Origin of the sequence: Micromonospora sp. NPDC051925 (genome assembly GCF_044548625.1) — a bacterium.
Taxonomy (GTDB): Bacteria; Actinomycetota; Actinomycetes; order Mycobacteriales; family Micromonosporaceae; genus Micromonospora.
Map to the genome: position 1 here is coordinate 47,156 of NZ_JBIUCH010000001.1, position 13,337 is coordinate 60,492.

At 73.0% G+C, this 13,337-nt stretch carries 14 protein-coding genes; 7 read left to right on the top strand and 7 right to left on the bottom strand.

Annotated features, from left to right (window positions below):
* Positions 1 to 112: 112 nt before the first annotated feature.
* Entirely contained in the window at positions 113 to 1,111 is a 999-nt protein-coding gene (gene cydB, locus ACIG87_RS00275; RefSeq protein WP_396846696.1) for a cytochrome d ubiquinol oxidase subunit II, read from the bottom strand.
* A 15-nt stretch (positions 1,112 to 1,126) separates the two neighbouring features.
* On the bottom strand, positions 1,127 to 2,539 hold the full coding sequence (locus tag ACIG87_RS00280; protein WP_396847562.1) for a cytochrome ubiquinol oxidase subunit I: 1,413 nt from the start codon (positions 2,537 to 2,539) through the stop codon (positions 1,127 to 1,129).
* A 173-nt stretch (positions 2,540 to 2,712) separates the two neighbouring features.
* Here ACIG87_RS00280 and ACIG87_RS00285 point away from each other — a divergent pair, with 173 nt between their 5' ends.
* A complete protein-coding gene (locus tag ACIG87_RS00285; RefSeq protein ID WP_396846698.1) occupies positions 2,713 to 3,486 on the top strand; it encodes a lysophospholipid acyltransferase family protein in 774 nt (257 codons plus the stop codon).
* Positions 3,487 to 3,511: 25 nt separating this feature from the next.
* On the opposite strand, the gene ACIG87_RS00290 is transcribed toward ACIG87_RS00285, so the two are convergent.
* Positions 3,512 to 4,018, bottom strand: a complete 507-nt coding sequence (locus ACIG87_RS00290; RefSeq protein WP_396846699.1) for a nitroreductase/quinone reductase family protein — start codon at positions 4,016 to 4,018, stop codon at positions 3,512 to 3,514.
* 348 nt (positions 4,019 to 4,366) lie between these two features.
* On the opposite strand from ACIG87_RS00290, the gene ACIG87_RS00295 reads away from it, so the two are divergent.
* The 4 genes from ACIG87_RS00295 (at position 4,367) to ACIG87_RS00310 (ending at position 8,214) form a co-directional block, all read left to right on the top strand.
* The gene (locus ACIG87_RS00295) at positions 4,367 to 5,179 is read left to right on the top strand and encodes an SDR family NAD(P)-dependent oxidoreductase (RefSeq protein WP_396846701.1); all 813 of its coding nucleotides are present in this window, start codon (positions 4,367 to 4,369) and stop codon (positions 5,177 to 5,179) included.
* 86 nt (positions 5,180 to 5,265) lie between these two features.
* Positions 5,266 to 6,033: a glycerophosphodiester phosphodiesterase gene (locus tag ACIG87_RS00300; RefSeq protein ID WP_396846703.1), complete on the top strand. Its 768-nt coding sequence runs from the start codon at positions 5,266 to 5,268 to the stop codon at positions 6,031 to 6,033.
* Between the two features lie 15 nt (positions 6,034 to 6,048).
* Positions 6,049 to 7,440 carry an MFS transporter gene (locus ACIG87_RS00305; RefSeq protein WP_396846704.1) on the top strand — a complete coding sequence of 464 codons (1,392 nt, stop codon included), beginning with the start codon at positions 6,049 to 6,051 and terminating at the stop codon, positions 7,438 to 7,440.
* 57 nt (positions 7,441 to 7,497) lie between these two features.
* Positions 7,498 to 8,214 (top strand): thymidine kinase, encoded by a 717-nt coding sequence (locus ACIG87_RS00310; protein WP_396846706.1) that lies wholly within the window; start codon positions 7,498 to 7,500, stop codon positions 8,212 to 8,214.
* A gap of 5 nt (positions 8,215 to 8,219) precedes the next feature.
* On the opposite strand, the gene ACIG87_RS00315 is transcribed toward ACIG87_RS00310, so the two are convergent.
* Positions 8,220 to 8,678: a hypothetical protein gene (locus ACIG87_RS00315; RefSeq protein WP_396846708.1), complete on the bottom strand. Its 459-nt coding sequence runs from the start codon at positions 8,676 to 8,678 to the stop codon at positions 8,220 to 8,222.
* 112 nt (positions 8,679 to 8,790) lie between these two features.
* On the opposite strand from ACIG87_RS00315, the gene ACIG87_RS00320 reads away from it, so the two are divergent.
* Both ACIG87_RS00320 and ACIG87_RS00325 read left to right on the top strand, forming a co-directional pair.
* Positions 8,791 to 10,497: an acyl-CoA dehydrogenase family protein gene (locus ACIG87_RS00320; RefSeq protein ID WP_396846709.1), complete on the top strand. Its 1,707-nt coding sequence runs from the start codon at positions 8,791 to 8,793 to the stop codon at positions 10,495 to 10,497.
* A 65-nt stretch (positions 10,498 to 10,562) separates the two neighbouring features.
* Positions 10,563 to 10,937: a VOC family protein gene (locus tag ACIG87_RS00325; RefSeq protein ID WP_396846711.1), complete on the top strand. Its 375-nt coding sequence runs from the start codon at positions 10,563 to 10,565 to the stop codon at positions 10,935 to 10,937.
* Between the two features lie 116 nt (positions 10,938 to 11,053).
* Here ACIG87_RS00325 and ACIG87_RS00330 read toward each other — a convergent pair whose 3' ends face one another.
* The 3 genes from ACIG87_RS00330 to ACIG87_RS00340 form a co-directional block, all read right to left on the bottom strand.
* Positions 11,054 to 11,596, bottom strand: a complete 543-nt coding sequence (locus ACIG87_RS00330; RefSeq protein WP_396846712.1) for a TetR/AcrR family transcriptional regulator — start codon at positions 11,594 to 11,596, stop codon at positions 11,054 to 11,056.
* 108 nt (positions 11,597 to 11,704) lie between these two features.
* Entirely contained in the window at positions 11,705 to 12,703 is a 999-nt protein-coding gene (locus ACIG87_RS00335; protein ID WP_396846713.1) for a tyrosine-type recombinase/integrase, read from the bottom strand.
* A gap of 125 nt (positions 12,704 to 12,828) precedes the next feature.
* A complete protein-coding gene (locus ACIG87_RS00340) occupies positions 12,829 to 13,251 on the bottom strand; it encodes an Hsp20/alpha crystallin family protein (protein ID WP_396846714.1) in 423 nt (140 codons plus the stop codon).
* Between the last annotated feature and the right edge of the window lie 86 nt (positions 13,252 to 13,337).

The following is a 13,337-nucleotide window of genomic DNA, read 5'->3' on the forward strand; positions in this document are numbered from 1 at the left end:
ACGATAGTGGTGGCCGGGTGCGGCGGCGATCTGGTTTGTGGGGTGGATGTGTCGCGGGGCCGGTGCGACCCCCTCGCACCGGCCCCGCGCCCCCGCGCCCCTCGCGCGTCTTTCAGTGTTGCGGGATGTTCTGTACCCCGATTCGCTTGCGGAACACCCAGTAGGTCCACCCTTGGTAGGCGAGGACGATCGGGGTGAAGATCACCGCCACCCAGGTCATGATCTTGAGGGTGTAGGGCGTGGAGGCGGCGTTGGTGGCGGTGAGGGTGCCGGCCGGGTCCAGGGTCGAGGGCATGACGTTGGGGAACAGTGCGGCGAACAGGGTGGCCACGGCGAGGGCGATGGCGACGGCGGTGCCGGTGAATGCCCAGCCTTCGCGGCGTACCCGGGCGGCGGCGAGTGCGCCGATGAGGGCGAGGGCCGCGCCGACGGCGAGCACGACGGCGGCCGGGCTGGAGCGGATGGTGAGGGTCCAGGTGAGGAAGGCGACGGCGGCGACGGCGGTGCCGAGGCCGAGGGTGACGGCGAGGGTGCGGGCGCGGTGGCGGATGTCGCCGGTGGTCTTGAGGGCGATGAACACGGCGCCGTGGGTGAGGAACAGGGCGGTGGTGGTGAGGCCGCCGAGCAGGGCGTACGGGTTGAGGAGGTTGAGCAGGCCGCCGACGTATTCGTGGTCGGCGTCCAGGGGTACGCCGCGCAGGATGTTGGCGAAGGCGACGCCCCAGAGGAGGGCGGGGATGAGGGAGCCGACGAAGATGGCGGTGTCCCAGCGGCGTTTCCAGCTGGCTTCGGGGCGTTTGTGTCGGTATTCGAAGGCGACGCCGCGGGCGATGAGGGCGAGCAGGATGAGTAGTAGGGGCAGGTAGAAGCCGGAGAAGAGGGTGGCGTACCACTCGGGGAAGGCGGCGAACATGGCGCCGCCGGCGGTGATGAGCCAGACCTCGTTGCCGTCCCAGACGGGGCCGATGGTGTTGATCAGGACGCGGCGTTCCCGGTCGTCGCGGCCGAGTACGGGGAGCAGCATGCCGACGCCGAAGTCGAAGCCTTCGAGGATGAAGTAGCCGGTGAAGAGCACGGCGACGAGGAGAAACCAGATGGTGGTCAGTTCCACGGGGGGCTCCGGGGATCAGTAGGCGAAGGCGAGCGGGCGCTCGGCGTCGTCGGTGTCGTCGGGTACGGGTGCCGGGGTGATGTCGGGTACGCCGGCGCGGGCGTAGCGGAGCAGGAGTTTGTACTCGATGACCGCGAGGGTGGCGTAGATGAGGGTGAAGGCGGTGAAGGAGGTGAGGACCTCGGTCAGGGAGACGCTGCGGGAGACGCCGTTGCGGGTGAGCATTTCGCCGAAGACGATCCAGGGTTGGCGGCCCATCTCGGTGAAGATCCAGCCGAAGGAGTTGGCGAGCAGCGGCAGGACCGGCATGATCAGGCCGGCGCGCAGCAGCCAGCGGCTGGTGGGGGTGCGTCCCTTGCGTTGGGCCCAGAGGACGAGCAGGGCGATGGCGGCGGCGGCGAGGCCGAAGCCGATCATGAAGCGGAAGCTCCAGTAGGTGACCGGGATGATCGGGGTGTAGCTGCCGGGGCCGTACTGGCTGGCGTACTGGGCCTGGAGGTCGTTGATGCCGTGGACGGTGCCGTGGGGGTCGCCGGTGCCGAGGTAGGACAGCAGGTAGGGGATCTTGAGGGCGAAGACCTCGCGGCTGCCGTCGAGGCTGCCGATGGTGAGCACGGAGAACGAGGCGGGGCTCTCGGTGGTGTAGAGGCCTTCGGCGGCGGCCATCTTCATCGGCTGCACCTGGGTCATGATCTTGCCTTGGATGTCGCCGGTGATGAGGACCAGGGTGGAGGAGATCAGCACGACCCAGGCGCCGAAGCGGGTGGCGAACCGGTAGGCGTCGGTGTCGGCGCTGCCTCGGTTGCGCATGACGTGCCAGAGGCCGACGGTGACGACCAGCGAGCCGGCGACGAGGAAGGACCCGGCCAGGGTGTGCGGGAAGGTGATCAGGGCGACCTTGTTGGTGAGGACGGCGACGAAGTCGGTGAGTTCGGCGCGGCCGGTGTCGGGGTTGAGCCGGTAGCCGACGGGGTTCTGCATGAACGAGTTGGCGGCGAGGATGAAGTAGGCGGACAGGTTGGTGCCGATGGCGGCGGCCCAGATGCTGGCCAGGTGCAGGCGGGCGGGCAGCCGGTCCCAGCCGAAGATCCACAGGCCGATGAAGGTGGATTCGAGGAAGAAGGCGACCAGGGCCTCGATGGCCAGGGGGGCGCCGAAGATGTCGCCGACGAAGCGGGAGTAGTCGGACCAGTTCATGCCGAACTGGAATTCCTGCACGATGCCGGTGACCACCCCCATCGCGAAGTTGATCAGGAACAGCTTGCCGTAGAACTTGGTGAGTTTGAGGTACTTTTCGTTGCCGGTGCGGTGCCATCTGGTCTGGAGGATGGCCACCAGGACGGACAGCCCGATGGTCAGCGGCACGAACAGAAAGTGGTAGACGGTGGTGACACCGAACTGCCAGCGGGCGACGTCCAACGCGTCCACCGATAAACCCCCTGCCATCAGTACTACGAGACGTAGTAAATACTACTGCGCGTCGTAGGAGGTGTGGCAGGGTCGGGGGTCCCGACCCGGCCCGGGACCAATGACCCTGATCACCTCGGGCCGCAGGACCCGGGTCCGGTCCTCCCCCGCGTTCGTGCGACCATCGGCGACTGATGGACACCCCGCCTCCCGGCTGGCAGCCACCACTGTTCTGGCGTGCCGCCCAACTGCTCGCCCGGCTGGTCGTCGCCCCGCTGGCCCGGCTGGAGGTCACCGGGGACGTCCCCGCGCACCTGCGCCGGGGGCCGTTGATCCTGGCCGCCAACCACATCAGCCCCTTCGACCCCATCGTCCTGGGGGCCGCCTGTCGGGCCCGGGGCATGGCGCCCCGGTTCATGGCCACCGGCGGGCTGTTCCGTACCCCCGGGCTCGGCGCGCTCATGCGCCACGCCGGCCACCTGCGCGTCGACCGAGGCACCGCCGCGGTGCGCGGGGCCCTCGACGCCGCCGCCGCGGTCACCGAGGGCTCGGTGGTGCTGGTCTACCCCGAGGGGCGCATCGGGCTGGACCCCGGCCTGTGGCCCGAACGGGGCAAGACCGGCGCGGCCCGGATCGCCATGGCCTGCGGCGCCCCGGTGGTGCCCGTCGCCCAGTGGGGGTCGCACGAGGTGCTGCCCTACCGGGCACCCCGGGGCATGCTGCGGTGGCTGGGCCGGGCGCTGCTGCGCCGTCCGGTGATCCGGGTCCGCTTCGGTGACCCGCTCGACCTGGGTGACCTCTTCCCCGCCGCGTCCGGTGCGGCCCGCCAGGGCACCGACCGGATCATCGACGCGATCACCGACACCCTGAGGCCGTTGCGCGTCGACGAACCCGACCGGCCCCGGCACGTCGACCCGGGTCGCCCCGTCGACACCAGCCGGGTCCACCGCCGGCCGTCGTCGGGCTGACCCGGGTCAGCCCGACGACGGGTCGTCACACCGCCGATCCGGCACCGGGCTGAACTGCTCCCCCTGGCCCGCCGGATGTGCCCGGAGGGCATCGGTGCGCCGCGGTCGGCGTCGGTGGCCCCGGCAACGGCACCAGCGCCACCACCGGCAGCACCCGCCCCGAGCGGACCTGGTAGTCGGCCCATCCCGGGTCGGCCCGCACCGCTAGGTCGAAGACCGCGTCCCGCTCGGCGCCGGTGAGCACCTGCGCGCGGGCCCGGTAGGTGGAGGTCCCGTCCTCCACGGTGACCAGCGGGTCGGCGACCAGGTTGCGCAACCACTGCGGGTCCCGGGGCGCGCCCCCGGCCGAGGCGATGACCAGGATCCGGTCCCCGCCGTCGGACAGGTGACCCAGCGGTGTGGTGTGCGCGACACCCGACCGGACGCCGGTGGTGGTCAGCAGGAGCAACCGGGCTCCCTCGAACCACCCGCCGACCCGTCCGCCGTTGGCGCGGAACTCCTCGATGATCTGCTGGTTGAACTCGTTCGGCATGCGGTGTCCGTCAATCCGGGAAGGCCGGCCCGCCGGGCGGGCCGGACACGACGAGAACCGGCGGGGCCGTCGGCGGACGACCAGCCGGGAAGAGGGAGATGGGGTGTCGACCGGGGGCGTCCGACGAGGGGACGCGCGGGGTCGGGGCGGACGACGGCGGGCCGCGGGCCCACCCGGGGCTCACGCGCCGGCCGGGTGCCCTGTCCGCTGATGGCCCATGGCCGACCCGGCAGTCACGGCTGTCGACGTTACTGCCCCGAACCGGGCGACGCAACGCCCCCGGTTCGCCCACGGGCGCACGCCAACGGTGAGAATCTGCCCCAGTCGTCGCACGGAAGAGGGTCAGGCATGAGCGAGCGGACCGTACTGATCACCGGCACCTCCACCGGCATCGGGCTGGAGGTCGCCGTGGGCTGCGCGCGGGCCGGTTGGCGGACCGTGGCGACCATGCGCGACGTGTCGCGCGCCGCGCGGTTGCGGGCCGCCGTCGAGGCCGCCGACGTCGCCGACCTGGTCGACGTACGCCAGCTCGACGTGGTCGACCAGGCGTCGGTGACCGCCGCCGTCGCCGACGTCGTCGACCGGTACGGGCGGCTGGACGCGGTGGTCAACAACGCCGGCGCCGGGCACTTGGGCACCCTGGAGCAGGAGGGCGTCGACGCCGTCCGGGCCGTCATGGAGGTCAACTTCTTCGGTGTGCTGCGGGCCAGCCGGGGGCGGCTGGTGACCGTCAGCAGCGTCGGTGGGGTGATCGGGCAGCCGTTCAACGAGGCGTACTGCGCGGCGAAGTTCGCCGTCGAGGGGTTCATGGAGTCCCTCACGCCGGTCGCCGCCACCGTGGGCGTCACCGTCAGCGTGGTCGAGCCGGGGGCGGTGGCCAGCGAGTTCGTCGCCAACGTCGGCATCGACCGGGACGCCGCCGTCGCCGACGCGGGGGCGTACGGGCCGGGGCTGCGGGCGTACCTGCGGCGCACCGCCGGTGCGTTCGCCGCCGCGCAGTCCGCCGCCGACGCCGCGGCGGTCGTGGTCGACGCGGTCACCGGGGCGACCCCGCCGCCCCGGTTGCAGACCTCCGCGCAGGCGCGGCAGTTCGTCGGGACGAAACTCGCCGACCTCGACGGCACCGCGGTCACCACCACGACCGGGGCGTGGATCGCCTGAGTCGCCACGTGTCCGCCCGTACCGGAGGGGACGACAGTCGCCGGTCGGTCACCCGCCGGCCACCGGCGGCGGGCATACTGCGCTGCGTGCTGACCCGTCCCGGTTACCTGGACGCCCCCGCCCCGCTGGCCTTCGCCCACCGGGGTGGGGCCGCCGACGGCGACGAGAACACCGTCGCCGCGTTCGCCCGGGCGGTCGAGCTGGGCTACCGGTACGTGGAGACCGACGTGCACGGCACCGCCGACGGGGTGTGTGTGGTCTTCCACGACGACACCCTGCACCGGGTCACCGGTGAGACCGGCCGCATCGCCGACCTGCGCTGGGTCGACCTGGCGTCGGTGCGGGTCGGCGGCGCGGCGGTCGTGCCCCGGCTCGACGAGGTGCTGGCCGGCTGGCCGCAGGTCCGGTTCAACATCGACGTGAAGGCCGACGGCGGGGTCGCCCCGACGGTCGAGGCGGTGACCCGGGCCGGGGCGGCCGACCGGGTGCTGCTGGCCTCGTTCAGTGACGCCCGGCTGACCCGGTTGCGGGCGGCCACCGGCGGTCAGGTGGCCACCGGCCTGGGCATGCGGGGGGTGGCCCGGCTGTGGTTGGCGTCGCGGCACGGCCGACCGGTGCGGTTGCCGCCGTCGGTGGTCGCCGCGCAGGTGCCGCCCCGGTACGGGCGGGTGCCGGTGGTCGACCGCCGGTTCCTGGCCTACTGCCACCGGCTGGGGTTGCAGGTGCACGTCTGGACGATCGACGAACCTGCCCAGATGCACGACTTACTCGATCGTGGTGTGGATGGCATCATGACCGATCACGTCGGCGTGCTGCGCGACGTCTACCGCAGCCGCGGCCACTGGGCCGCCTGAGCCCCGAGGACCGCGATGGCCGACCCGGTCACCACCCCCACCGTCGCCGACACCCCGGCGAGCGCCCGCCGTGAACGCCGTGGCTGGTACCTGTACGACTGGGCCAACTCGGCCTTCCAGACGACCGTCATCACGGTCTTCCTCGGCCCGTTCCTGACCACCGTCACCGAGTTGGCCGCCGGCTGTGCACTCGGCGCGGAGCGCTGCGACGGGTACGTGTACCCGCTGGGTATCCGGGTCGCGGCCGGCTCCTACTACCCGTACCTGATCTCGTTGTCGGTGTTCCTGACGGTGTTCGTGCTGCCGGTGGTCGGGGCGGTCGCCGACCGGACGGTGCACAAGAAGCGGCTGCTGGCCGGGGCGGCGTTCACCGGGGCCGGGGCGACCATCGCGATGGCGTTGGTCACCGGCGAGCGGTACCTGCTCGGTGGGGCGCTGTTCCTGGTGGCCAACATCGCCTTCGGGGCGGCGGTGGTGGTGTACAACTCGTTCCTGCCGCAGCTCGGCGGCCCGGACGAACGTGACGCCATCTCCAGCCGTGGCTGGGCCATCGGCTATCTCGGCGGCGGTCTGCTGCTGGCGTTGAACCTGGTGGCCGTGACCGTGCTCAGCGAGGACGACAGCCCGCAGCGCACCCTGGACCTGGCCCGCTGGTCGATCGTGTCGGCCGGGGTGTGGTGGGCGGCGTTCACCCTGGTGCCGCTGCGTTGGCTGCGGGAGCATCCGACCGCCGAGGCGCTGCGCGGCGGCGGCCGGAACGTGCTCACCGACGGGTTCCGGCAGCTCGGCCGGACCCTGCGGGAGATCAAGGCGTATCCGCTGACGTTGTTCTTCCTGCTGGCGTTCCTGGTCTACAACGACGGCATCCAGACCGTGATCACCCTGGCCAGCCAGTACGGCACCGAGGAGCTGAAGCTGGGGCAGAGCACCCTGATCGTGACGATCCTGCTGGTGCAGTTCCTGGCCTTCGGTGGGGCGCTGGGGTTGGGGGCGTTGGCCCGGCGCATCGGCGCGTGGAAGACGGTGCTGCTGTCGCTGGTGCTGTGGACCGGAGTGATCATCGGCGCGTTCCGGCTGCCCGCCGATGCGCCGTTGCCGTTCATGATCCTCGGTGCGGCGATCGGTCTGGTGCTCGGTGGCAGCCAGGCGTTGAGCCGGTCGCTGTTCAGCCAGCTCATCCCCGCCGGCAGGGAGGGTGAGTACTACGGGTTCTACGAGATCAGCGACAAGGGCACCAGCTGGCTCGGTCCGCTCGCCTTCGGGCTGGTCTTCCAGCTCACCCAGTCCTACCGGGTGGGTCTGGTGTCGCTGCTGATCTTCTTCGTGGTCGGGTTCGCGCTGCTGGCCGCGGTGCCGATGCGCAAGGCGATCCTGGCGGTCGGCAACACCCCGCCCCGGGTGCTCTGACCGGCGTACGGCCCATCGGCGCGATCAGTGTGTGTCGATGGGCTAGGCTGCCCCGACGTGACCGACGACGCCGCTGCCACCCCCACCTGCCTGGCCCGCCCGCTTCCGGGCCCGGACGACGGGCGGACCGGCTGCGCCGCCGCGCGGGGTGTCGACGGCCGTCCGTTGCACGCCGCCGCGCTGAAGTTCTTCTGGGGTCCGATGGACTGCGGCAAGTCCACGATGGCGTTGCAGATGAACTACAACCACGCCCGGCAGGGCCGTCGGGGTCTGGTCACCACCCGCATCGACCGGTCGTTGGGGCCGCAGGTCACCACCCGCATCGGGTTGGCCCACTCGGCCGTCGAGGTGACCGACGCGCTGGATCTGCGCACCCTGGTCCGCGACACCTGGGCCGAGGGGGTCCGCATCGACTACCTGATCTGCGACGAGGCGTCGTTCTACGACGTGGCGCACGTCGAGCAGATGGCCGAGCTGGTCGACGGGTACGACGTCGACGTGTACGCCTTCGGGTTGGCCACCGACTTCCGGTCCTGCCTGTTCCCGGCCGCCCGGCGGCTGCTCGAACTGGCCGACGAGGTGGCCCGCATCCAGGTGGAGGTGCTGTGCTGGTGCGGCCGGGAGGGGCTGCTCAACGCCCGGGTCGTCGACGGGCGGGTGGTCCGGGAGGGCGCCCAGGTCGTCATCGGTGACACCGTCGACACCGCTGAGGTGCGCTACCAGGTGCTGTGCCGGCGACACTACCGCTCGGGGGACCTCGGGCCGCGCGCCTGAGGGCGTCAGTAGGGATCGCCGCAGACCCGCCACTTCCCGTCCTCCTTCACCACCGGCAACCGGCGCTGCTCGGCGGCCCCGCCGTCGCGGGTGACCCGGACGAGCACCTCACCGGCGGGCCGGCCGCCCCTGGTGCGTACCGTCACGTCGAGGATCTCGTAGCCGGTGACCACCGGCGGGGTGCGGACCCAGCCGGCGAAGCCGACCTCGCTCCACCGACCGCGCGCCTGGGCGCAGAGCCGCTGGTAGGCCTGCTCCACCTCACCGTCGGACAGCTCCCGGAAGAACCCGTCGGCGGTCTGGCGCACCGGGTCGTGGGCGCCGACGACGACCTGCACGTTCCACAGGCCCAGCCCGGCCACCCCGACCAGACACAGGCCGGTGGCGAGGCCGCCCAGAAACAGGCCGGTGCGCACCGGTCGGTGCCGCCGCGCCGGTCGGGTCCACGCCTGCTCCACGCCCATCAGGTGCGACGGTATGCGGCGGGCCCGCGCCGCGCAGGTGCTTTCGCCCCCTGTCGCGCCGTGGGGCGGATCGTCTACCGTCGGCGGACACCCCTTGGTGAAGGAGCGACGGATGAGCCGCTACGTGCAGCCGGTGCCGGCCGCCGAGGACCCGTACGTCGGTGATCCGCTGCTGCGGTCCTGGCTCGAGCGGCAGCTCGGGGCGACCGGACACGCCGCCGCGAAGGGCCGGCTGGCCGACCTGGCCGCCGACGTCGTCGGGCCGCTGCGTGCCGCGCACGCCGACGCCGAGGCCCACCCGCCGACGCTGGTCCGGTACGACGCGTGGGGTGCCCGCGTCGACCGGATCGACACCTCCGCCGGCTGGCAGGCCCAGCGGGCCGCCGCCGCCCGGCACGCCGTGGTCGCGCTGCCCTACCTGGCCTCGGCGCGTGGCACGTGGGGGGCCGCCGCCCGCGTCGTCCAGCATGCCCTGTTGCACCTGTACGGCCCGGAGTCGGCCACCTTCTCCTGCCCGGTGGCGATGGCCGACGGCGCCGCCGCGTTGTTGAGCACCCCCGAGGTCGACGCGGGTGTGCGGGACGCCTGGCTGCCCCGGTTGATCTCCACCGACCCGGACACGGCGATCGCCAGCGGGCAGTGGATGACCGAGTCGCAGGGCGGCTCGGACCTGTCCCGCTCCACCACCATCGGACGGCCCGCCGCCGACGGGTCGTGGCGGTTGACCGGGGAGAAGTGGTTCTGTTCGGCGGCCGACGCGGCGATGGCGGTGGCGTTGGCCCGGCCGGAGGGCGCCGGCCGGGGCGCCCGGGTGCTCGCCCCGTTCCTGGTGCCCCGGTACGCCGTCGACTCGCCGTTGGCCGGGGCGACCGCTGCGCCGGACTCCCCCGCCCCCGGGGTGACGGTGCGCCGGCTCAAGGACAAGCTGGGCACCCGGGCGTTGCCGACCGCCGAGATCGGGTTGCGCGACGCGTACGCGCTGCCGTTGGGTGACCCGGCGGTGCCGGGGCTGGTGCGGGCGATGACCCTGGTGGTGGTGACCCGGGTGCACAACGCCTCGGCCGCCGCGTCGGGGATGCGCCGCGGTCTGGCGTACGCGCGGGCGTACGCGGGCAGCCGGCACGTCGCGGGTGGGTCGTTGGCGGACAATCCGCTGCACCGGGCCACCCTCGGCGCGCTGGCGGTCGACGCGGCGGGCGCGTTCGCCCTGGCCGGGCACGCGTTCGCGCTGCTCGGTCGGGTCGAGGTCGGCGCGGACCCGGACGCCGCCGCCGAGCTGCGGGTGGTGGCGCCGCTGGCGAAGCTGGCCACCGGTCGGCTGGCGGTGGCCTCCGCCGCCGAGTACGTGGAGGCGTTCGGCGGGGCCGGCTACGTCGAGGACACCGGCGTGCCGAGGCTGCTGCGCGACGCCCAGGTGCTGCCGATCTGGGAGGGCACCACCAACGTGCTGGCCGTGGACGTGCTGCGCGCGGTCACCCGGGAGGACGCCGGCACGCCGTTGCTGCGCCGGCTCACCGCCGCGGTGGACCTGGCCCGACCGTTGGCTCCGGCCCTGGCCGACACCCTCGCCACGGCGGTCGAGGAGCTGCGGGTCACCCTCGCCGAGGTCACCGCCGACCCGGGCGCGGCGACGGTGCTGGCCGGCGCGCGGGGGCTGGCCCTGCGGATGGCGTACGCGCTGACGGCGGCGCTGCTGGTGGAACACGCGGCGTGGGGGGACGAGCAGGCCGAGTTGGCGGCCCGGTTGTGGGCCCGGCGGTGGCTGCGGCACGAGGACATCTCCGCCGACGCCCACCACCACCTCGACCTGCTCGGCTGACCCGCCCCGCCCGGTTGCCGGTCGACCTGCGGAAAGTGTCGGGCACGGCTGGCACGATGCCCGGCATGACAGTCACCGCTGATCTCGCCATGGTCTCCCTGGACAGCTCCGACCCGGCCACGCACGCCGCCTTCTATCAGCGGGTGCTCGGCTGGGATCTCACCCACAGCGAAGCCGACTACACCATGATCACCTCCCCGAGCGGGGTGTCGATCGGGTTCGGCCGGGTCGCCGGGTACACGCCGCCGCGCTGGCCCGACCCGGACTCCAACGGGCGCTACCACCTCGATCTGCACGTTGACGACCTCACCGTGGCGGAGCAGGAGTTCGTGGCGGCCGGAGCGACCCGGCCGCAGTTCCAGCCCGGCGACGGGCGGTGGGTGGTGCTGCTCGACCCGATCGGGCAGCCGTTCTGCATCTGCCCCCGCCGACAGAGCTGAGGCCCGGCCCGACCGGCACCGCCCGGCCCACGCCGGGCGGTGCCGGTAGAGGTCGGACGACAGTCACCCGTCAGCGGCTTCCCGGCGCGGGCACGGCGGGACAGCGCCCGCGACGGTCAGCGGCCGTGGGCGCGGGTGAGCGCGCCGTGCAGGAACAGGTCGACCAGCTCGGCGGTCGACGGTGGTGCGGCGGCCAGCGGTCCGTGCGGGGACAGCAGGCCGAGGAAGAGGTCCGCGAGCCGATCGGCCGGCAGGCGCAACCGGTCGGATTCGGGGGCGAACAGTCCGGCCATCGCCGTCCGGACCGCGGCCATCGCCCCGGCCGAGGACCCGTCGGTGGGTGGCGGGGCAGGGCGGGACCGGCCGGCGGCGTGCAGGGCGCCGAGCACCGCGCCCAGCCGGGCCAGGTGGGCGTGGATGGCGGTGGCGGCCTCGGTGAGCCGGTCGGCCAGGGGCTGGTCCAGACGGACCTGCGCCAACTGGTCGAGCAGCGGCTCGGGTCGCAGGACCTCGGCCACGCAGGCGTCGAGCAGCGCCTGCTTGTCGGCGAAGGCACGGAACACCGTCGCCTCGCCGATCCCGGCGGCCCGGGCCACCTCGGCGGTGGTCAGGGCGGTGCCCCGGCTGGTCAGCAGGGGCAGGGCGGTCTGCACGATCATGGCGCGACGCCGGTCGGCATTCATGGCTGGCGCGCGACGCCGGCGTTCCCCGTGTGACGTCATGCCCACGAGGGTTGGAGTGAGGGCTCACTCCGTCAATGGGTTTTCTCAGCTCCGCCGCCGCGCCCGTGCCGCCCAGATGACGTACGCCGGGTCCCGGTCGAGGTTGTGCCGGTCCCGGTCGTAGCGGCGGGTGGTCCGCGGGTCGGCGTGCCCCATCGCGTCCTGGACGTCCTCCAGCGGCACCCCCTCCTCGCGGGCGGTGGTGGCGAAGGCGTGCCGCAACGAGTGCGGGGACAGCTTCGCCGCCGCCGCGATGCCGGCGGTCGCGGCCAGCCGGCGCACCAGCCGGAACACCGAGTGCCGGTCGAGGCGGCCACCGGTGGTGGTGGCCAGCAGCGGACCGGTCAACGCGTCCACGCTCACCCCCGCTGCCGCCGCCCGATCGGCCAGGTAGGCGTCCACCGCGTACGCGGTGCCCGGGGTGAGCGCACGACGGCGCGGCTTGCCGCCCTTGCCCACGAACCGGACACTGCGGTGGCCCCGCTCGGCCCCGAGGTCGGTCAGGTCGAGTGAGACCAACTCGCCGACCCGCAGCCCGAGGTCGGCCAGCAGGGCGACGGCGGCCCGGTTGCGGGCGGCCGTCGGTCCGGTGTCGGCGTCGGCGGCGGCGAGCAGGTCGTCCACCTCCTGCGGGGTGAGCCCGACGGTGGCCGAATGGTCCCGGTCGATGCGCGGCCGGTCGGCGCCGGAGACCGGGTTGGCGTCCACCGCACGCAGCTTGACCAGGAACTCGTACCAGCTGGACAGGGCGGAGAGCTTACGGGCGACGGTGGCCGGGGTCAGCGGCCGGCCGCTGCGCGCCGCCGGGGTGGCCTCCAACTGCCGGGCGTAGGCGTTGACGTCGAGGAAGTTGGCCCGCAGCGGGTCCAGGTCACCGGCGGCGCACCAGGTGAGCCAGCCGGCGATGTCCCGTCGGTACGCGTCCCGGGTGTGCGCCGAGAGCCTGCGGTTGCGCAGCCACGCCTCGGTGAAGTCGACCGGTGTGCCGGTGAGGGCCGGGCGGGCCGAGGTGTGGGGCAGGACGGGGACGTCGGGGCGCAGCATGTGAAGAAGACTCTCAGCCTCGACGGTAGATCACCATGAGGCGCGCCCGACCGGATCGCCGACGTGCGGGCGGGAGGCGGTCCGGCCGGTGGGGGCCCGTGCCGGCCCCCACCGTAGGGTGCCGGTCAGGCAGTGAGCTGCCTGCGGCCGTTACCGGCGGTGACCGGTACCCGGCGTGGCTTGGCGCGCTCCGCGATCGGGATGCGCAACGTCAGCACGCCGTGGTCGTACGCGGCCTCCAGGCGGTCGGTGTCGAGGGTGTCACCGAGAAAGAGCTGCCGGGAGAAGGTGCCCATCGGCCGCTCGGCGGCGACCAGTTCGACGGTGTCCGTGGTGGGGCGGCGGCGCTGCGCACGGACGGTCAACACGTTGCGCTCCACCGTGCAGTCGATGCTGTCGGGGTCCACGCCGGGCAGGTCGAACGCGGCGTGGAAGTGGTCGCCGTCGCGCCAGGCGTCCAGGTGCATCACGGCGGGCCGGCTGGTGGTGCCGAAGAGCTGCTCGGCGAGCCGGTCGATCTCACGGAAGGGGTCGGTACGCATCAGCATGATCGTGCCTCCTCGGTTTCCTCGGGCCGAAGGTCCTTGAGTTGAGCCAGGGCGACTCAACTTGCACTTCAGTATTTACCGCGTTC